This window comes from Bradyrhizobium sp. BR14999 (assembly GCF_056106085.1).
Genome location: NZ_CM148536.1, coordinates 53,209 through 70,767, shown reverse-complemented (window position 1 = coordinate 70,767; position 17,559 = coordinate 53,209). Strand labels below are relative to the sequence as shown.

General features: G+C 64.7%; 15 protein-coding genes and 1 other RNA gene. 11 read left to right on the top strand and 5 right to left on the bottom strand.

Annotation, left to right across the window (positions count from 1 at the left end; translation table 11 throughout):
* Positions 1-9: 9 nt before the first annotated feature.
* The 3 genes from ACR9YP_RS00335 to tkt all read right to left on the bottom strand — a co-directional run bounded on the left by ACR9YP_RS00335 (position 10) and on the right by tkt (position 4,542).
* Positions 10-1,203, bottom strand: coding sequence for a phosphoglycerate kinase (locus ACR9YP_RS00335; RefSeq protein WP_438104693.1), 1,194 nt, complete (start codon positions 1,201-1,203; stop codon positions 10-12).
* A gap of 167 nt (positions 1,204-1,370) precedes the next feature.
* The gene (gene gap, locus ACR9YP_RS00330) at positions 1,371-2,378 is read right to left on the bottom strand and encodes a type I glyceraldehyde-3-phosphate dehydrogenase (protein WP_474218785.1); all 1,008 of its coding nucleotides are present in this window, start codon (positions 2,376-2,378) and stop codon (positions 1,371-1,373) included.
* Positions 2,379-2,526: 148 nt separating this feature from the next.
* Entirely contained in the window at positions 2,527-4,542 is a 2,016-nt protein-coding gene (tkt, locus tag ACR9YP_RS00325) for a transketolase (RefSeq protein WP_370990539.1), read from the bottom strand.
* Between the two features lie 299 nt (positions 4,543-4,841).
* Between tkt and ACR9YP_RS00320 the strand changes: the two genes are divergently transcribed.
* The 7 genes from ACR9YP_RS00320 to ACR9YP_RS00290 all read left to right on the top strand — a co-directional run bounded on the left by ACR9YP_RS00320 (position 4,842) and on the right by ACR9YP_RS00290 (position 10,116).
* Entirely contained in the window at positions 4,842-5,162 is a 321-nt protein-coding gene (locus ACR9YP_RS00320) for a DUF4164 domain-containing protein (protein ID WP_014439722.1), read from the top strand.
* Entirely contained in the window at positions 5,159-5,542 is a 384-nt protein-coding gene (locus ACR9YP_RS00315) for a cell division protein ZapA (RefSeq protein WP_091881461.1), read from the top strand. Before ACR9YP_RS00320 ends, ACR9YP_RS00315 begins: the two co-directional genes overlap by 4 nt.
* Positions 5,543-5,820: 278 nt before the next feature.
* A non-coding RNA gene (gene ssrS, locus ACR9YP_RS00310) (6S RNA) lies at positions 5,821-5,981 on the top strand.
* Positions 5,982-6,153: 172 nt separating this feature from the next.
* Positions 6,154-6,750 (top strand): 5-formyltetrahydrofolate cyclo-ligase, encoded by a 597-nt coding sequence (locus ACR9YP_RS00305; protein WP_438104696.1) that lies wholly within the window; start codon positions 6,154-6,156, stop codon positions 6,748-6,750.
* On the top strand, positions 6,728-7,552 hold the full coding sequence (locus tag ACR9YP_RS00300) for a TIGR00282 family metallophosphoesterase (RefSeq protein ID WP_370990542.1): 825 nt from the start codon (positions 6,728-6,730) through the stop codon (positions 7,550-7,552). Before ACR9YP_RS00305 ends, ACR9YP_RS00300 begins: the two co-directional genes overlap by 23 nt.
* Positions 7,553-7,910: 358 nt before the next feature.
* Positions 7,911-9,512 carry a tetratricopeptide repeat protein gene (locus ACR9YP_RS00295; RefSeq protein WP_438104698.1) on the top strand — a complete coding sequence of 534 codons (1,602 nt, stop codon included), beginning with the start codon at positions 7,911-7,913 and terminating at the stop codon, positions 9,510-9,512.
* 40 nt (positions 9,513-9,552) lie between these two features.
* Positions 9,553-10,116 carry a hypothetical protein gene (locus tag ACR9YP_RS00290; RefSeq protein WP_474218784.1) on the top strand — a complete coding sequence of 188 codons (564 nt, stop codon included), beginning with the start codon at positions 9,553-9,555 and terminating at the stop codon, positions 10,114-10,116.
* 347 nt (positions 10,117-10,463) lie between these two features.
* Here ACR9YP_RS00290 and ACR9YP_RS00285 read toward each other — a convergent pair whose 3' ends face one another.
* Together ACR9YP_RS00285 and ACR9YP_RS00280 are read right to left on the bottom strand one after the other, a co-directional pair.
* A complete protein-coding gene (locus ACR9YP_RS00285; protein WP_438104702.1) occupies positions 10,464-11,888 on the bottom strand; it encodes a methyl-accepting chemotaxis protein in 1,425 nt (474 codons plus the stop codon).
* Between the two features lie 187 nt (positions 11,889-12,075).
* Positions 12,076-13,815, bottom strand: a complete 1,740-nt coding sequence (locus ACR9YP_RS00280; RefSeq protein ID WP_474218783.1) for a methyl-accepting chemotaxis protein — start codon at positions 13,813-13,815, stop codon at positions 12,076-12,078.
* Positions 13,816-14,038: 223 nt separating this feature from the next.
* Here ACR9YP_RS00280 and ACR9YP_RS00275 point away from each other — a divergent pair, with 223 nt between their 5' ends.
* The 4 genes from ACR9YP_RS00275 (at position 14,039) to ruvB (ending at position 17,355) form a co-directional block, all read left to right on the top strand.
* Positions 14,039-14,785, top strand: a complete 747-nt coding sequence (locus ACR9YP_RS00275; protein WP_091881484.1) for a YebC/PmpR family DNA-binding transcriptional regulator — start codon at positions 14,039-14,041, stop codon at positions 14,783-14,785.
* A gap of 238 nt (positions 14,786-15,023) precedes the next feature.
* Positions 15,024-15,551, top strand: a complete 528-nt coding sequence (ruvC, locus tag ACR9YP_RS00270; RefSeq protein ID WP_438104705.1) for a crossover junction endodeoxyribonuclease RuvC — start codon at positions 15,024-15,026, stop codon at positions 15,549-15,551.
* Positions 15,548-16,165: a Holliday junction branch migration protein RuvA gene (gene ruvA / locus ACR9YP_RS00265; protein ID WP_128940083.1), complete on the top strand. Its 618-nt coding sequence runs from the start codon at positions 15,548-15,550 to the stop codon at positions 16,163-16,165. The genes ruvC and ruvA overlap by 4 nt, the downstream gene beginning before the upstream one ends.
* Positions 16,166-16,320: 155 nt before the next feature.
* Entirely contained in the window at positions 16,321-17,355 is a 1,035-nt protein-coding gene (gene ruvB, locus ACR9YP_RS00260; RefSeq protein WP_438110524.1) for a Holliday junction branch migration DNA helicase RuvB, read from the top strand.
* Positions 17,356-17,559 lie beyond the last annotated feature (204 nt).

The following is a 17,559-nucleotide window of genomic DNA, read 5'->3' as shown; positions in this document are numbered from 1 at the left end:
GACTTAAGCTTAACTGACGCGCAGCACCTCGACGCCGGGCAAGGGCTTGCCTTCCATCCATTCAAGGAACGCGCCACCGGCGGTCGAGACATAGGTGAAACTGCCGGCGACGCCGGCCTGGTTGAGCGCGGCGACGGTGTCGCCGCCACCGGCGATCGAGATCAGCTTCTTGTCCTTGGTGCGCTCGGCGGCGTGCCTGGCGGCCGCGACCGTGCCGCGATCGAACGGCTGCATCTCGAAGGCCCCGAGCGGTCCGTTCCAGACCAGCGTCGCGGCGTCGTCGATCGCGGCGTGGACGCGCGCGACCGATTGCGGGCCGACGTCGAGGATCATGCCGTCGGCGGGGATCGCGTCGAGCCCATAGGCGTGCGACGGCGCGTTGGCGGCGAAATGGTAGGCGACGGTGGCGTCGACGGGGAGGATGATCGCGCAGTTGGCGGCGCTCGCCTTCTCCATGATGCGCAGCGCGGTGGCGGCGAGATCCTTCTCGGCCAGCGACTTGCCGACCGCGACGCCCTGGGCGTGCAGGAAGGTGTTGGCCATGCCGCCGCCGATCACGAGCGCGTCGACCTTGTTCACGAGGTTTTCGAGCAGATCGATCTTGGTCGAGACTTTTGCGCCGCCGATGATCGCGATGACCGGCTTGGTCGGCGAGCCCAGCGCCTTCTCCAGCGCGTCGAGCTCGGCCTGCATGGTGCGGCCGGCATAGGCAGGCAGCTTGTGGCCGAGGCCCTCGGTCGAAGCATGGGCGCGATGCGCGGCCGAGAAGGCGTCATTGACCCAGATGTCGCCGAGCTTTGCCAGCTCCGCGACGAAGGCCGGATCGTTCTTTTCCTCTTCCTTGTGGAAGCGGGTGTTTTCCAGGCAGAGGATGTCGCCATCCTTCAAGCCGGCGACGGCCGTGGCCGCAGGCTCGCCGACGCAATCGTCCGCGAAGGCGACGGGCTTCTTCACGACCTTGGACAGCGCTTCCGCGACGGGCTTGAGCGAGTCCTTGGCATCGCGGCCCTTCGGCCGGCCGAAATGCGCGAGCAGGATGACCTTGCCGCCCTTGTCGGAGATCTCGCTGATGGTCGGTGCAACGCGCTCGAGCCGCGTTGCGTCACTGACGCGCCCATTCTCCATGGGTACGTTGAGGTCGACACGCAGCAATACGCGTTTGCCCTTCACGTCGACGTCGTCGAGGGTGCGGAATTTGGCCATGTCCTGAATCACTCGTTAGCTGGCGACGCTACGGCGCATCGCGCTCGGGTGGATCGCCTTCCTGCCTGGTCGTTATCTTGCCTCCCTGGCGCATACCGTACGCGATCAACGCGATCAGCAATATGGCGCCAGGGATGCCAATCCAGGCAGGAAGCATTGCGCTCCCCTTAGATCACCTTCGCGATCGCGACGGCGGTGTCCGCCATGCGGTTCGAGAAGCCCCACTCGTTGTCGTACCAGGACATCACGCGCACCAGCGTGCCGTTCTGCACCTTGGTCTGGTCCTCGTGGAAGGTCGAGGAGTGCGGATCGTGGTTGAAGTCGATCGAGACGTTGGGCGCGCTGGTGTAGCCGAGGATGCCCTTGAGCTGCTGCTCGGAGGCGCGCTTCATCGCCGCGTTGACCTCCTTGGCGTCGGTGGCGCGCTTGGCGACGATCTTGAGGTCCACGACCGAGACGTTCGGCGTCGGCACGCGGATCGCGACGCCGTCGAGCTTGCCCTTCAGCTCGGGCAGCACGAGGCCGATCGCCTTGGCGGCGCCGGTCGAGGTCGGGATCATCGACATCGCAGCCGCACGGCCGCGGTAGAGATCCTTGTGCAGCGTGTCCAGCGTCGGCTGGTCGCCGGTATAGGCATGGATCGTGGTCATGAAGCCGGTCTCGATGCCGACGAGATCGTTCAGCACCTTGGCGACCGGCGCGAGGCAGTTGGTGGTGCAGGAGCCGTTGGAGACGACCAGATGGTCCTTGGTCAGCGTGTCGTGGTTGACGCCGTAGACGATGGTGGCATCGGCGCCGTCGGCGGGCGCGGAGACCAGCACGCGCTTGGCGCCGGCGGTCAGATGCGCGGAGGCCTTGTCCTTCGAGGTGAAGATGCCGGTGCATTCCAGCGCGACATCGACGCCGAGATCCTTCCAAGGCAGCTTCGAAGGATCGCGCTCGGCGGTCACCTTGATCTTGCCGCTGCCGAGGCTGATCGAGTCACCGTCGACGGTGACGGTGCCAGGGAAACGGCCATGGACGCTATCGAAACGGAGCAGATGGGCGTTGGTCTCGACCGGGCCGAGGTCGTTGATGCCGACGACCACGATGTCCTTGCGGCCTGACTCGGCGATAGCCCGCAGCACATTGCGGCCGATGCGACCAAAACCGTTAATTGCGACGCGGACTGCCATGTTTCGTCTCCTTCAATGACCGTTGTCATCCCGCACAACGCGCTTTGCGCGCCTGCGAGGGTTTTTTAGGGGCGGGCGCCCGGTTCGGCCGGGCGGTGCGTGATCATATGAGAGATTACGTAGTCCTTTTTTGCGGCAAGCTCAACTCTCAGGAAACGCGCTTCAGCACAGCGTTAACCGTGGCCTCGGTAGTAATGCCGAAATGCTTGTAAAGCTCCTTGGCAGGACCGCTTTCGCCGAAGGAATGCATGCCGATGAATTCGCCATCCTGGCCGATCACGGCATCCCAGCCCCAACGCACGGCGGCCTCGATCGCAATCTTCACCGGTGCGTTACCGATGATTGCGGCGCGTTTCGCCTCTGGTTGCGCTAACAACAGCTCGAGCGAAGGAACAGAAACCACCCGTGACGCGATGCCGCGCTCGGCGAGCTGCTTCTGGGCGGCGACCGCGATCTCGACCTCGGAGCCGGAGGCGAACAGCGTCACCTTGGCTTCGCCCTGGGCTGCGACCAGCTCATAGGCGCCGGCTGCGCAGGGATTGTCATTCGGTGCGGTGGTGCGGAGCTGCGGCAGGTTCTGGCGCGTCAGCGCCAGCACGGTCGGCCCGTCGATGCGGTTGAGCGCGAGCTCCCAGCACTCGGCGACCTCGATGGCATCGCAGGGACGGAACACGCGCATGTTGGGAATGGCGCGAAGCGCGGCGAGATGCTCGACCGGCTGATGGGTCGGACCGTCTTCGCCGAGACCGATGGAATCGTGCGTCATCACATAGACGACGCCGGAGCCCATCAGCGCGGCAAGGCGCATCGCGGGCCGGGCGTAGTCGGTGAACACCAGGAAGGTCGCGCCGTTCGGCGCGAAGCCGCCGTGCAGGAAGATGCCGTTCATCGCGGCGGCCATGCCGTGCTCGCGGATGCCGTAATGGATGAAGCGGCCCTTCGGCGTCTTGGCGGAGAAGGCGGTCGCCGACTTCGCCTTGTTGTTGTTGGAGCCGGTGAGGTCGGCGGAGCCGGCCAGGAATTCCATCGGCATCGCGGCCGCAATCGCCTCGATCGCCGCTTCCGACGATTTGCGGGTCGCGGCCGTCAGCGGCTTCTCCAGCAGTTCCTTCTTGTGCGCGCGCAGCGCCTTCGCCAGCGACGCCGGACGCTCATGGCGCAGGCGGCGCTCGAACTCGGCACGCTTGCGGCTGCCGAGCTCACCAAGCCGTCCTTCCCATTCCAGCCGCGCCACAGCGCCGCGGCTGCCGGCTGCGCGCCACGCCTTCAGCACGTCATCAGGCACGGAGAACGGCTCGAGCGAGATGCCGAGATTTTCCTTGGCGGCCTTGAGCTCGTCGGCCCCTAACGCCTCGCCGTGCACCTTCGACGTGCCGGCCTTATGCGGCGCGCCGAAACCGATGGTGGTGCGGCAGGCGATCAGCGTCGGCTTGTTCGATTTCTTCGCGCGCGTGATGGCATCAGCAATTGCAACCTTGTCTTGGCCGTCGATCTTCTCGGCGGCCCAGCCCGCGGACTTGAAGCGCTTCACCTGGTCGACGGAATCGGCGAGCGAGGTCGGGCCGTCGATCGAGATGCCGTTGTCGTCGTAGAGCACGATCAACTTGTTGAGCTTCCAGTGCCCGGCCATCGCGATCGCTTCCTGCGACACGCCTTCCATCAGGTCGCCGTCGGAGGCGAGCACATAAGTGTGGTGGTCGACGATCTTCTTGCCGAACTCGGCGGCCAGCATCTTCTCGGCCAGTGCCATGCCGACCGCGGTGGAGATGCCCTGGCCGAGCGGGCCGGTGGTGGTCTCGATGCCTTTGGTGCGGAAATTCTCGGGGTGTCCCGGGGTGAGCGAGTCGACCTGGCGGAACTGCTTGATCTGGTCCAGCGTCATCTCGGAATTGCCGGTCAGGTACAGCAGCGAATAGAGCAGCATCGAGCCGTGGCCGGCCGAGAGCACGAAGCGGTCGCGATCGGGCCAGGCGGGCGCGGCAGCGTCGAATTTCAGGAACTGCGTGAACAGCACCGTGGCGATGTCGGCCGCACCCATCGGCAGGCCCGGATGGCCCGATTTGGCCTTCTCGACGGCGTCCATCGAGAGCCCGCGGATCGCGTTGGCCATACGGGTGTGATCGACCTGCGTATTCGCCATACGGGTGGCATCGAACTGCATCATGATGAAAATCCGTCTGAAATGAGGTGCTTGATGGCCGTGCACGCCGCGCGGGGTCGAGCCTAGCGGCCACGGGAGCTGGGGCTGGATAGCATCTCGGTTTCGGGAGTCCAAGGCAATCAAACGCCGGTTTGGCCGCAAAAATTGCTTATCGGTGCATAGTTTCGCGGCGACGTTGCGCTGGGCTAGCTTGCCACGTAAATTTCTGCTTCTAACCGCTTGCCGAACCGAGTCTTTTGCCGGACGGCGAGCCCCAGGAATAAGGCCACTGGGGAAAGGCCATAGGTTCCGCCGCTGACTGCATGAACGATCGCGTGTCCAACAGCTCTGCCATGACGGAGTCATCCGCCGTCGAGATCGAGATCGCGACCCGCAGGCTCACGGCTGCGCTCGACGCGCTCGAAAGCGCGGTGGAGCGGCGGCGCGATGCCGATCGCGACGAGAACGAGCTCGCGGCACGGATTCAGGCGCTCGGCGCCGACCGCTCGCGCCTTGCCGACGAGCTCGACGGCGCGCTGGTGAAGGCGCGCAAGCTCGAGCGCACCAATCGTGAGATCTCCGACCGGCTGGATTCCGCAATCGTCACGATACGTTCGGTGCTCGATACCGGAGAGGACGGATGAGCCACATCAACGTCACCATCAACGGCCGGCAATACCGCATGGCCTGCGAGGAGGGCCAGGAGGTGCGGCTGCTCAAGCTCGCCGAAAGCCTGGAGACGCGCATCCAGTCGCTGCGCGGAAAATTCGGCGAGATCGGCGATGCACGGCTCACCGTGATGGCGGCGCTGACGGTGTGCGACGAGCTGGTCGACATCGGCAACCGCGTCCGCACCCTGGAGCAGGAGTTGACCGAGCTCAGGGATTTCCGCAACGCCGCCGTCGAGCGCGCCCGGATGACACAGACCGCAGTGGTGAACGCGCTGAACGCCGCCGCCGAACGCATCGAGAAGTCGACCCAGATCCTGAACCGCACCGTCGGCAACGGCATCGCGATCGGGTAGCGTCTACGGATCGCAGCTGGTTTGCTCGATGTGTCCGCGCGCCTTACCCTCCCCTGGAGGGGGAGGGTCGATCGCGCGTAGCGCGAGCGGGGTGGGGTGATCTCTCCACACGGACGCTGTTGGAGGTTGAGTGACCGCCACCCCACCCCGCTACGCATTTCGCTCAGCTGCATGCGTAGCGACCCTCCCCCTCCAGGGGAGGGTGGCACCGTGAGGGCGGCGAAAGCGAGGCTGCCGCCGGGCTGGCGATTCGTCAGTATCGTTGTTAGATTGCGCGAGCGAGGCTGCGACGTGCGTCAGGAGCCATATATCCCCGGGGCCTTATCGATCCTTTAGGGAACTGTCCCTGGCCGGGCCCGTGGGCCCGGACATATGGTGCCCACCTACTTTCGTAGGGAACTCCGGGATCGAGTGCTTCAACGGCGTACGCGGCTTCGCACTGTTTGCTTCTGGTTCGTGTCTGTCGAAATTACTGCGGCCAGTTCAGTAGGTGTCATGCCCCGGCTTGACCGGGGCATCCAGTACGCCGCGGCGTTCGAGTGTGAGCATCACCGCCTCTGGAATACTGGATCACCCGCATTCGCGGGTGATGACGTGGGGGACCAAAGCGCATGTCCAACTCCAAAGCCGAACTCCGTGCCAAAGCGCTGGCGGCGCGCGAGGCGCTGAGCGAGAAGAAGCGCACCACCGCCGCTGCAAAGCTCGCCAAGCGCGGGCTGCCGTTCAAGCTCCTGCCCGGCAGCATCGTCTCCGGCTATTCGCCGATCCGCAGCGAGATCGATCCGCTACCACTGATGAGAAAGCTCGCCGAGGAAGGCGCAAAGCTGGCGCTGCCTTGCGTCACCGCGCGCGGCCAGTCGCTGATCTTTCGTCTGTTTCATCCGAACGATCGCCTGATGCTCGGCCCGCTCGGCATTCCCGAGCCGTCGCCGGCAGCAAGCGAAATCATCCCCGACATCATGCTGACGCCGCTCGCCGCCTTCGACCGTCTCGGCCACCGGATCGGCTATGGTGCTGGGCATTACGATTTCACCTTCGCGCATTTGCGCAAAACCAAGCATATCGTCGGGATCGGGCTTGCCTTTGCAGCGCAGGAGATCGAGGCGGTTCCGGCACTATCGCACGACGTCGCGCTGGATTATGTGCTAACGGAATCGGACGTGTTCGATTTCCGGAGTTCTGAAGTTGCGCATTCTCTTCGTGGGTGACGTCGTCGGCCGTGCGGGACGCACCGCCATCGCCGACCATCTGCCCGGCATGGTCAAGGACTGGTCGCTCGATTTGGTCGTCGTCAACGGCGAGAATGCCGCCGGCGGCTTCGGCATCACGGAAGCGATCTATCAGGAGTTTCTCGACGCCGGCGCCGATGCGGTGACGCTCGGCAATCACTCCTGGGACCAGCGTGAAGCCTTGGTTTTCATCGAGCGCGCCGAGCGCCTGGTGCGGCCGGCGAACTATCCGCGCGGCACGCCGGGCCGCGGCGCCGCGCTGATCGAGACCAAGAACGGCAAGCATGCGCTCGTCGTCAACGCTTTGGGGCGCGTCTTCATGACCCCGTTCGACGATCCCTTCGCGGCGCTGGAGCGCGAACTCGGCGCCTGCCCGCTCGGCGTCGCGGCCGATGCCATCGTCGTCGACTTCCATTGCGAGGCGTCCAGCGAGAAGCAGGGCATCGGCTTCTTCTGCGACGGCCGCGCCAGCCTCGTCGTCGGCACACACACCCACGTGCCCACCGCCGACCACCAGATCCTGTCAGGCGGCACCGCCTACATGACCGATGCCGGCATGACCGGCGATTACGATTCCATCATCGGCATGCAGAAGGAAGAGCCGCTGCGCAGATTCACCTCGGGGATTCCCTCGGGTCGCTTCGAGCCGGCCGCGGGGACGGCGACGTTGAGCGCCGTCGCCGTGGAGACGGATGACGCGACGGGCCTCGCATTGCGGATCGCGCCGGTGCGCGTCGGCGGCAGGCTCGAGCCGACCACGCCGAAATTCTGGTTGAGTTAGGGCGCGTACTCATAGACTTGCGCTGCACTTCGTATGAGGTCTGCGTGCCTCCGGAGTGACCAGGCCTCAGCGCGTGGATCGCCGAGGAGCGTCTGCCAATATTCCGGCGGCAGATCGGCGTCCGTGAAATGGCGACTACGCTTCGCTATCCGCCTTACGATTTCGCTCACGCGCGGATGGAGCCTGACAGGCGTGCTTCCCTAATGCAATTTGTCCGCTCCTATTGACTCGCATCGCGAATGGGCAAATCCTTCCAACAACGCAATTGCCATCGCCAATTTCAGCACTACGAACTTCGGCGCCTCGGACTTTATCGGCGCTATCCGACTCAATTTTCTGAATAGAAACGGAGGGGCCGATGCGCGCGCTCGCCTTGAGAACCGTCTCTCTTCTTACCCTCACTATCCTGGGCTCGATCTCTGCCACGCCTGCCGCACGCGCGGAGGACGGGACCGACGAGCAGTTTGGCAAGGTTCACTTCCAGACCTCCTGCAACGAATTGGCGCAGCGCCGCTTTGACCGCGGGATGCGCTATCAGCACTCGTTCTGGTACCGGCCCGCGAAAGAGATTTTCGAGGAGACGTTGCAGGCCGATCCGGAATGCGCGATCGCCTATTGGGGGATTGCCCTGAGCCTGCTGTATAATCCGCATTTTCCCGCGCCGAAGGAAAACCTCACCGCGGGCCTCGCCGCGCTGCAGAAGGCCAAGGCACTCGGCGCCAAGAGCGAACGCGAACGCGACTATATCGATGCGCTGCTGGCCTTCTATTCGGGCGACGAAAAGACGACGTTTGGCCAACGCGCGCAGGCCTATCTCAAGGCAACCGAAGCCGTCGCCGCGCGCTATCCCGATGATGACGAGGCGCAGATCGCCTACGCCATTACGCTGAATGTCACGGCCTCACCAAACGACAAGACCTATGCTAACCAGCTCAAGGGCGCTGCCATCCTGGAGCCGATCTTCAAGCGGCAGCCGCGCCACCCCGGCGTCGCGCATTACCTGATCCACCTCTACGACTATCCGGCGATCGCCGAGCAAGGTCTCGACGCTGCCAAGCGCTATTCCGAGATCGCGCCGGCGGCGCCGCACGCTTTGCATATGCCGTCGCACATCTTCACGCGCGTCGGCTACTGGAACGAATCCATCGAGGCCAATAGCCGTTCCGCCAAGGCTGCCAAGGAGGGCAAGGACCCCAGCGAGCAGCTGCATGCCGACGACTATATGGTCTACGCCCTGCTCCAGCTTGCGCAGGACAGCCGAGCTCGCGACGTCATCGCGGACATGGTTGCGACCACGGGTTATGCGCCGGCCGTCCGCGCCGGTCCCTACGCGATAGCGGCCAGCCAGGCGCGCTATATGGTCGAGCGCGGCGATTGGAAGGGCGCCGCCGCGCTGAAGGTTGAGCCGAGCCGGTTTGCCTATGTCGATGCGATCACCTATTTCGCCCGCGCCCTTGGCGCCGCGCGCTCCGGCAATGCAGACGCCGCGACGGCTGATATCGCCAAGCTGGCGGAGCTGCGGGACAAGCTGCAGCAGGACAAGGATGCGTATTGGGCCGAGATCGTCGACATTCAGCGGCAGGTCGCCACAGCCTGGCAGCTCAATGCCCAGGGAAAACAGGCGGACGCGTTGGAAGCGATGCGCCTTGCCGCCGACGCCGAAGACAAGACCGAAAAATCCATCGTGACGCCGGGACCGCTTGCTCCGGCACGCGAGCTTTACGGGACCATGCTGCTCGAACGCAGCATGGCGACGGAGGCATTGGCCGCGTTTGAAAGCACCATGCGCAAGGAGCCGAACCGCTTTGGCGCGACGATCGGCGCCGCTCACGCCGCCGAGAAAGCGGGTGACGCCGTGAAGGCACGTCAGTACTACGCGAAAGTCGTCGACATGGCGCGCAATGGCGACTCCTCGCGCGAGGACCTCGCGGCCGCACGAAAGTTCATGGCTCAGAATTAGCAAAATGGCTGAGAATTAACAAAAGTGCCGTGGCAGCTTCATGCGCGTGACAAGCAAATTCGTTGCGATCGGCGTAGCCACCGCACTGCTCTGCGCAGTCGCTGCGGTCTGGACATTGCGATCCGGCGAACCGGCACGCGCTACAGCGGCACTCGGCGAGGTCCGCCCGGTGTGGTCAGAAACCGACTGGCCTTTCAGCGCAGATCCCTGGGGGAAAGGAAAGGCATTCCGCTGCAAAGCCGAGGATTGCGGCGGCGAGGTCCAGCTCTACGTTCGCGCCAAGCTCGGGTTTTGCAATTGCGCCACCGGCGTCGCCGACGATGACGACCTCGACAAAATGGGCGACCTGGCGCTGATTGGCAAGGCAACGCCGATCGGTGCCGGTCGAGAGATCATCGTCGGTCCGATGCGCGGCCGCAGCCGGCCCTATCGCGTCGAGGGAAATCGCAACGCGCTCTCACTCGCCTTCAATCAGCGCTGCGACATGGTGGCCGCCACGGCTTTGGTTGGACCGGGCGCGCCCGCGTCACTGGAACCGGCGGTGCTGGCGTTCCTCAATAGCGACCGCATGTTGAAATGGGCCGAGATCGCGCTTGGCTTGTAACTCAGAGCAATTCGGCTTCTGATTGCAGGATCTTCTCCGCTTGGCCTGCGCAACGTTAGCATTAAGGTCATGTGCGAGCGTGTGAGGGCTCTCCGCGCGAGATGAATGGGGTCGCAGCCGGCTACGCGACCGTCTCCCACGAGGCCGCAAAAGGCGCAATTGCGCGATTTCGGAATAATCGCATTATGCCCCTGTTTTGCCCGACGCGTCAACCGCGTCGCCGCTTCTTCGGGCCTGCTCGCGTAAGCCTTTGATTTCGCTGGTCCCGGCTACTGTGCATGGGGTTGTTTTTCAGCTTTTGATTTGAGGGCACCGGAGCGCCGTCGCGCAAGGCGCCTCGCGGGCCGTCAGCTCTGGTGAAAACCCATCCGGAAGGCGCCCCAGTGCTTGCCTCGGACCATGATCGGCGAGGACAGATCCTTCATCAGCACGAACTGCCCGCCGCCCATGTCGCGGCGGTAGGTCTGGAGCAGGAACGGCTTGGTGTTCGCCGCGACCTTCTTCACCGCGCGATCGGTGAACAGGCGGCGATTGCGGCAATTGGCGTTGTTCCAGACCGGGTCCTTGCCCTGCGGCAGACGGTAGTTCGGATTATGGGTCGGCAGATAGCCGCCCTTGGCCCAGGCGACGCAGAACACGATGCGGGGATCGGATTTCTGAATCGGATCCTGGATCGCGGGCAGCAAGCGATCGGTGAACTCGACGTATTTGGTGAGGTATTGTTTCGGATCGGTGCCGGGAATTTCGCGGTACGTCTCGTCCATGAGCTGGTCGAGCGTGATATCGCCGCGATCGATCGCAGCTTCGAACTCGGCGGAGATTCGCTTGGCGGTCTCGACGACGACGCGGATCAGCGGCGCATCCGACGTCTCCACCCCGCTGTCGGCGATCAGCGCGATCAGGCCTTCGGAAGTGTCGAGCAGCTTTGCGACCCGCTCGTCGGCGTTCTTGAGATCGCGCGAGGACAGATCGACGCCCTTGGCGAGCTCGTTGAGCTCGCTGATGACGGTGTCGCAATGTCCGAGATTGGAGGTCGCCGCGCGTGTGACGCTGTCGATCTCCGCTTCCACGGAGGCAAAGCCCTGCTGGACGCGTGAGATGATGCCGGAGATCTGCTGGGCACCTTCGCCTGCGGTCTTCGCGCGCTGCGAGGCGTCGCTGCTCTCGCCGATCAGGCCCTCGATCTGGCCGTCGAGGTCGCGCACGGTGTCGGAGATCTGATGTGTGGCCTGGCGAGTGGCTTCCGCGAGGTTCTTCACTTCGCTCGCGACCACGGCGAAGCCGCGGCCGGCATTGCCGGCGCGCGCCGCTTCGATGGTGGCATTCAGCGCGAGCAGATTGGTCTGTTTCGCGATCGCCTCGATCGAGCCTGATACCTTCGCCACCTGCGCCAGCGCCGAGCCGACGGCACTCAAGCGTGCTTCGATACGCTCCACCGCGGCGACGAGCTCGGAAATGTGGCTGACGGCGGTGTCGACTGCGCTGCGCGACTGCACGATCTCGCCGACCGCCGCGGACGTCGTCGTCTGCACCGCCTGCGATGCATTGGCGATGTCGTGATTGGCCGAGACCATCGTCTCGGCCGTCTTCTGGAGGTGGTGGAACCGTTCCGACTGGTTCGCGACGCGGTTTGCGACTTCCTGGACATTACCGGCGATGTCGGCGAGCTCCACGCCGAGGCCGCCGATGCGATCGGCGAGCTGGTCGATCAGCCGTTCGGCCAGCGTCCGGTTGGAGCCGGTGTCCATGACTGCAACTTGTGCGACGGACATGTTCGATGAATCCTCCAGTCAGAGCCGTTCGCCGGCTCGCGGCGGCATTCCCATTCCAATGATGACTTTAAGGGATGATTCGCCGCCGCCGTCTTGCCTGAGCGTGCACGAGGGCCAATTCGCCTTAATTCTTTGGTTGGAGCATGGTCTTGTAGAAAGACGGCTGCACAACTTTTCCGATCACGCCCTAGAGCTTGTAAGCAGTGCGGAATCCACCCCAGTGCCGGCCCTGCACGCGGATCGGGACGTCGATCTCCCGCATCATCACCGTGTTCCCGTTGCCCATGTCGCGTGCATAGCTCTGGACCAGGTACGAGCGCAGGTTGCGCGCCGCGGCCAATCCGGCCGGATCGTTGAATATCCGCCGGTTGCGGCTGTTGGCCGTGTTCCAGGCGACATCGCCCGGCTGCTGCGGATGCGAATAGATCTTGTTGTGTACCGGCAGGAAGCCGTTGCGGTCGACCATGGCGCAGAACGCCATGCGCGGCTCCTTCGCCAGAAAGGCTTCCTGGAACGGCGGCAGCGCCCGGTCCGCCCAGTCGAGATACTTCGTGCGATATTGCTGCGGATTGGTCGCGGCAATTTCCACATAATCGGTGTCGAAGAGGTCGTCGATCCTGACCTCGCCGCGCGCGACCGCCTGCTCGAATATCCTGGTCAGCGTGTTGCCGGCTTCCATGGCGCGGGTGACGAACTCCGTGTTCTCCTCATGGATCGACCACAACCTGTCTTCGATCTTCTCGCGGAGCTCGGTATTGGGATTGACGAATTGCGCGCGGGCGCCGGCCTTGGATTGCTCGACCACGCGCAGGCGGCAGGCGCCGACGTGTTCGAGGATGCCTTCGATCAGCGCTTGTGGCGCAAGCCGGCCTGCGTCTGCGCTGCCGATCAGCACGCCGTCCATCGCGATTTCATAGACCGGCATCACGCCGCGCGCGGTTTCGAACTTGAGATGGCAGGGCAAGCGCTCGGTCTTGCGGCGGTCGTCGTGCTCGCTCTGGCGGAGCAGCACGGCGCAGCGCGATTTCAGCTTCTGCGCGAAAGTGGTGACGGCGCGTCCGGCGCTGGCGACGTTCTCGCCATGGGTCTCGGCCGCCTTGGTCGCGGCATCGATCTCGGCCGCGCTCTCGCCGACCGAGACGATGAATTCCGACGCGCTTGTCGCATTGCCGGAGACTTCGCTGGTGGTGGCGTTCTGCTCGGCGACCGCGCCGTTGACGGTCGCGAACACCGGGCGGATCGCCTCGATCGCCTGCGAGATGCGATGCACCGCATCCGCGGAGCCGGCGGCGTCGCGCTGGAGCGCGTCGATCTTCCGGGTGATCTCTTCGGTCGCGCTCTGAGTCTGCACCGCGAGGGCCTTGACCTCGGTGGCGACGACCGCGAAGCCCTTGCCCGCAGCGCCGGCACGGGCGGCTTCGATGGTCGAGTTGAGCGCGAGCAGCGTCGTCTGCCGCGCGATCTGCGCGATCAGATTGACGACATTGCCGATGGCGGCGGAGGATTCGCGCAAGCGGTCGACGTTGGCGCGGGCTTCCTGCGCCGCGGCGCTGGCCTCGTCGGCGAGCTTGCCGGCCTCGCGGACCTGTGCCCCGATTCCCAGCGCGGACTGCGTGAACTTGTCGGCGGCATGGGCGAAGGTGGAGGCGGTCGATTGCGCCGCGTTGGTGCGGCCGGTCAGGGCGTCGGTGCGGTCGCGAATGGCGGCAAGGGTTGCGGCGGTCGCCTCGGCGCCGCCGGCCACCGAATTGGCGGCGCGCTCGAGCTGGCGGATCATGGCGCCCAGCTCGAGTTCCAGCAATTCCAGGATCTCCCTGGCGGAATCGCCGTCCGTGGCGGGGGCGGGCTCGAAATTGGCCACCGGCTGCGGGGCTGCCGCGGGCGCAGCCATCTCCGGCAGACGCTTCCGAAATAGTCCGAACGCCATCACGTCTCTCTTGTCGGGGAACGGGCGGACGCTATTTTCGCAGGCCGAAATGAAATCAGGGTTAACGATGCCCGACCTCTAGGCACGGACCATTACGGTGGCTACCTCTACAGTGCTACCTTAAAGTACCAGAGCCCTTTGATTCCGGCGGGTTGGCGGCCTATAACGCCGCGCTTCCCACCCCATCGGCGAACGATTCCAAAGACCATTCAAGAGACCACGCATGGCCGGACATTCCCAATTCAAGAACATCATGCACCGCAAGGGGCGGCAGGATGCCCAGAAGTCGAAGCTGTTCGGCAAGCTGGCGCGGGAAATCACCGTCGCGGCCAAGCTCGGCACCCCTGACCCCGCCATGAACCCGCGCCTGCGCGCCGCCGTGATCGCCGCGCGCCAGGAGAACATGCCGAAGGACAATATCGAGCGCGCCATCAAGAAGGCGCTCGGCAGCGATGGCGAGAACTATGACGAAATCCGCTACGAGGGCTACGGCCCCGGTGGCGTCGCCGTCATCGTCGAGGCGCTGACTGACAACCGCAACCGCGCCGCTTCCGACATCCGCTCCTTCTTCACCAAGTCCGGCGGCAATCTCGGCGAAACCGGCTCGGTCTCGTTCATGTTCGACCGCACCGGAATCATCGAGTACGACCGCAGCGTCGCCTCCGACGACGCCGTGCTGGACGCCGCGATCGAGGCCGGCGCCGACGACGTGATCTCGAGCGAGAGCGGCCACGAGATCTACGCCTCGACCGAAGGCTACCGCGACGTCGCCAAGGCGCTGGAAGCCAAGTTCGGCGAGCCGCGCAAGGCAGCGCTGATCTGGAAGCCGCAGAACACGGTCGCGGTCGACGATGAGACCGGCGAGAAGCTCTTGAAGCTGATGGACCTGCTGAACGAGCACGACGACGTCCAGAACGTCTACGCCAATTTCGAGGTGTCGGACGCGCTGATGGCGAAGATGGGCGGGTAGGGGCCGTTCGTCTGCCCCGTGCTCCGCTGTCGTCGCCCGGCTTGACCGGGCGACCCAGTATTCCAGAGACGTTCGAAGGATACGGAGAAGCTGCGGCGTACTGGATACCCCGCTTTCGCGGGGTATGACGACGGAATGCAGGGCGGGCCACCTTCCGACCATCACCACACCCCACTTCCCCTGTTACTTCCGTTCTGTTTCTGTTTCGCTTCCAGCAGCCAGCCGCTATCACTGGCGCATGACTGCGCTTCCGATTCGTGGCCCCGTTCGCATCATCGGCATCGACCCCGGCCTGCGCCGCACCGGTTGGGGCGTGATCGAGGCTGAAGGCAATCGCCTGATTTATGTCGCCTGCGGTTCGGTGGAACCGCCGGACGATTTGTCGCTGTCGAGCCGTCTGCTCGCGATTCATGAGGGGCTCGCTTCCGTTCTGTCCGATCACAAGCCGATGGAGGCCGCGGTCGAGCAGACTTTTGTGAATAAGGACGGCGTTGCGACGCTGAAGCTCGGCCAGGCCCGCGGCGTTGCCATGCTGGCGCCCGCGATGTTCGGCATCAGTGTCGCCGAATATGCGCCGAACCAGGTCAAGAAGACGGTGGTCGGCGCCGGTCACGCCGACAAGCAACAGATCGCGATGATGCTGAAGATTTTGCTGCCCAAAGCCGAGCCGCCGTCAGCGGACGCCGCCGACGCACTCGCCATCGCCATCACCCACGCCCATCACCGCCAGAGCACCGCGCTCAGGCTGAAAGTGGTGGGGATATGATCGGCAAGCTCAAGGGCCTGATCGATTCCTACGGCGAGGATTTCGTCATCCTCGACGTCGGCGGCGTAGGCTATCAGGTGCATTGCTCGTCGCGCACGCTGCAGCATCTGCCGTCGCCGGGCGAAGCGGCCGTGCTGTCGATCGAGACCTATGTCCGCGAAGATCAGATCAAACTGTTCGGCTTCCGCACCGACCAGGAGCGCGAATGGTTTCGCCTGCTTCAGACCGTGCAGGGCGTCGGCGCCAAGGTCTCGCTGGCTGTGCTCGGCACGCTGGCGCCAGCCGACCTCGCCAATGCCATTGCGCTGCGCGATAAGGCCGCCGTATCCCGCACGCCGGGCGTTGGCCCCAAGGTCGCCGAGCGCATCGTCACCGAGTTGAAGGACAAGGCGCCGGCCTTTGCCAATGTCGATCCAGCCGTCGTGCATCTCGCCGGCGCCGTCGACGACCAGCGCGCGCCGCGCCCCGTGGCGGATGCGATCTCGGCGCTGGTCAATCTCGGCTACGGCCAGCCGCAGGCGGCTGCGGCGATTGCGTCCGCGTCGCGCAGTGCCGGTGAAGGCGCTGAGACGGCGCAGCTCATTCGCCTCGGCCTGAAGGAGCTCGCGAAGTGAGCGCGTCAATGGTTAGTCTCGTAGGGTGGGCAAAGCGCAGCGTGCCCACCACCTTTGGAGCGATTGGAAACATGGTGGGCACGGCGCGAAGGGCGCCTTTGCCCACCCTACGATCTGATGGAGTTCGCTGAGTGAGCGACCCCAAGGCCAACCGCATGGTCTCGCCCGAGCGCCGCAGCGATGATGTCGGCGACACCGCGCTGCGGCCGCAGTCGCTGTCCGACTTCGTCGGCCAGCAGCAGGCGCGCAAGAATCTCTCGATCTTCATTGAAGCGGCGCGCAAGCGCGGCGAGGCGCTGGATCACGTGCTGTTCGTCGGGCCGCCCGGCCTCGGCAAGACCACGCTGGCGCAGATCGTGGCCAAGGAGCTCGGCGTCGGCTTTCGCGCCACGTCGGGTCCCGTGATCGCCAAGGCCGGCGATCTCGCTGCGCTGCTCACCAATCTCGAAGAGCGCGACGTGCTCTTCATCGACGAGATTCATCGTCTGAGCCCCGCGGTGGAGGAAGTGCTCTATCCCGCGATGGAGGACTTTCAGCTCGACCTCATCATCGGCGAAGGGCCCGCGGCGCGCTCGGTGAAGATCGAGCTGTCGAAATTCACGCTCGTCGGCGCCACCACGCGCGCGGGCCTGCTGACGAATCCGCTGCGCGACCGCTTCGGCATTCCGGTCCGGCTCAATTTCTACACCATTGAAGAACTCGAGAGCATCGTCAGCCGCGGCGCGCGCGTGCTCAATGTCGGCATGAGCGCGGACGGCGCCAACGAGATCGCGCGCCGCGCCCGCGGCACGCCGCGTATCGCAGGGCGGCTGCTCCGCCGGGTGCGCGATTTCGCTTCGGCCGCCGATGCCGACAAGATCGACCGCAAGATTGCCGACCACGCGCTCAGCGCGCTCGAAGTCGACGCCGCGGGCCTCGATGCCATGGATCGCCGCTATCTCACGACCATCGCGCTTAACTATGGCGGCGGGCCGGTCGGTGTCGAGACCATGGCCGCCGCATTGTCCGAGCCGCGCGACGCGATCGAGGACATCATCGAGCCCTATCTGATCCAGTGCGGCTATCTCCAGCGCACGCCGCGCGGCCGTCTGCTCACCTCGCACGCCTTCCGCCATCTCGGTCTCGCCGAGCCCTCGCGCGATGCGGCACAATTTGGCCTGTTCGGCACCGACCAGTCCGAAGACGACTGATTGCCTGAGACGGTGAACCCTCCGGTTCAATCCCATCACTAATCCGAACGCGCGGCGAACGGCATCGCCGCTCACGCACACGGATTGGAGTGGGAAGAAATGGAGCCGACGAACGACACCGGATTGCTCGAGGTCATCGCGGCCGCGCCGCGATCAGGTCGAGCTCATCCTGGAGATCTTGAAGATCGAAGCCAATCCGGTGCT

Coding starts and splice junctions, on each gene's coding strand:
- ACR9YP_RS00335 (WP_438104693.1), bottom strand. CDS start 1,203: ATGGCCAAATTCCGCACCCTCGACGACGTCGACGTGAAGGGCAAACGC.
- gap (WP_474218785.1), bottom strand. CDS start 2,378: ATGGCAGTCCGCGTCGCAATTAACGGTTTTGGTCGCATCGGCCGCAAT.
- tkt (WP_370990539.1), bottom strand. CDS start 4,542: ATGATGCAGTTCGATGCCACCCGTATGGCGAATACGCAGGTCGATCAC.
- ACR9YP_RS00320 (WP_014439722.1), top strand. CDS start 4,842: ATGAACGATCGCGTGTCCAACAGCTCTGCCATGACGGAGTCATCCGCC.
- ACR9YP_RS00315 (WP_091881461.1), top strand. CDS start 5,159: ATGAGCCACATCAACGTCACCATCAACGGCCGGCAATACCGCATGGCC.
- ACR9YP_RS00305 (WP_438104696.1), top strand. CDS start 6,154: ATGTCCAACTCCAAAGCCGAACTCCGTGCCAAAGCGCTGGCGGCGCGC.
- ACR9YP_RS00295 (WP_438104698.1), top strand. CDS start 7,911: ATGCGCGCGCTCGCCTTGAGAACCGTCTCTCTTCTTACCCTCACTATC.
- ACR9YP_RS00290 (WP_474218784.1), top strand. CDS start 9,553: ATGCGCGTGACAAGCAAATTCGTTGCGATCGGCGTAGCCACCGCACTG.
- ACR9YP_RS00285 (WP_438104702.1), bottom strand. CDS start 11,888: ATGTCCGTCGCACAAGTTGCAGTCATGGACACCGGCTCCAACCGGACG.
- ACR9YP_RS00280 (WP_474218783.1), bottom strand. CDS start 13,815: ATGGCGTTCGGACTATTTCGGAAGCGTCTGCCGGAGATGGCTGCGCCC.
- ACR9YP_RS00275 (WP_091881484.1), top strand. CDS start 14,039: ATGGCCGGACATTCCCAATTCAAGAACATCATGCACCGCAAGGGGCGG.
- ruvC (WP_438104705.1), top strand. CDS start 15,024: ATGACTGCGCTTCCGATTCGTGGCCCCGTTCGCATCATCGGCATCGAC.
- ruvA (WP_128940083.1), top strand. CDS start 15,548: ATGATCGGCAAGCTCAAGGGCCTGATCGATTCCTACGGCGAGGATTTC.
- ruvB (WP_438110524.1), top strand. CDS start 16,321: ATGGTCTCGCCCGAGCGCCGCAGCGATGATGTCGGCGACACCGCGCTG.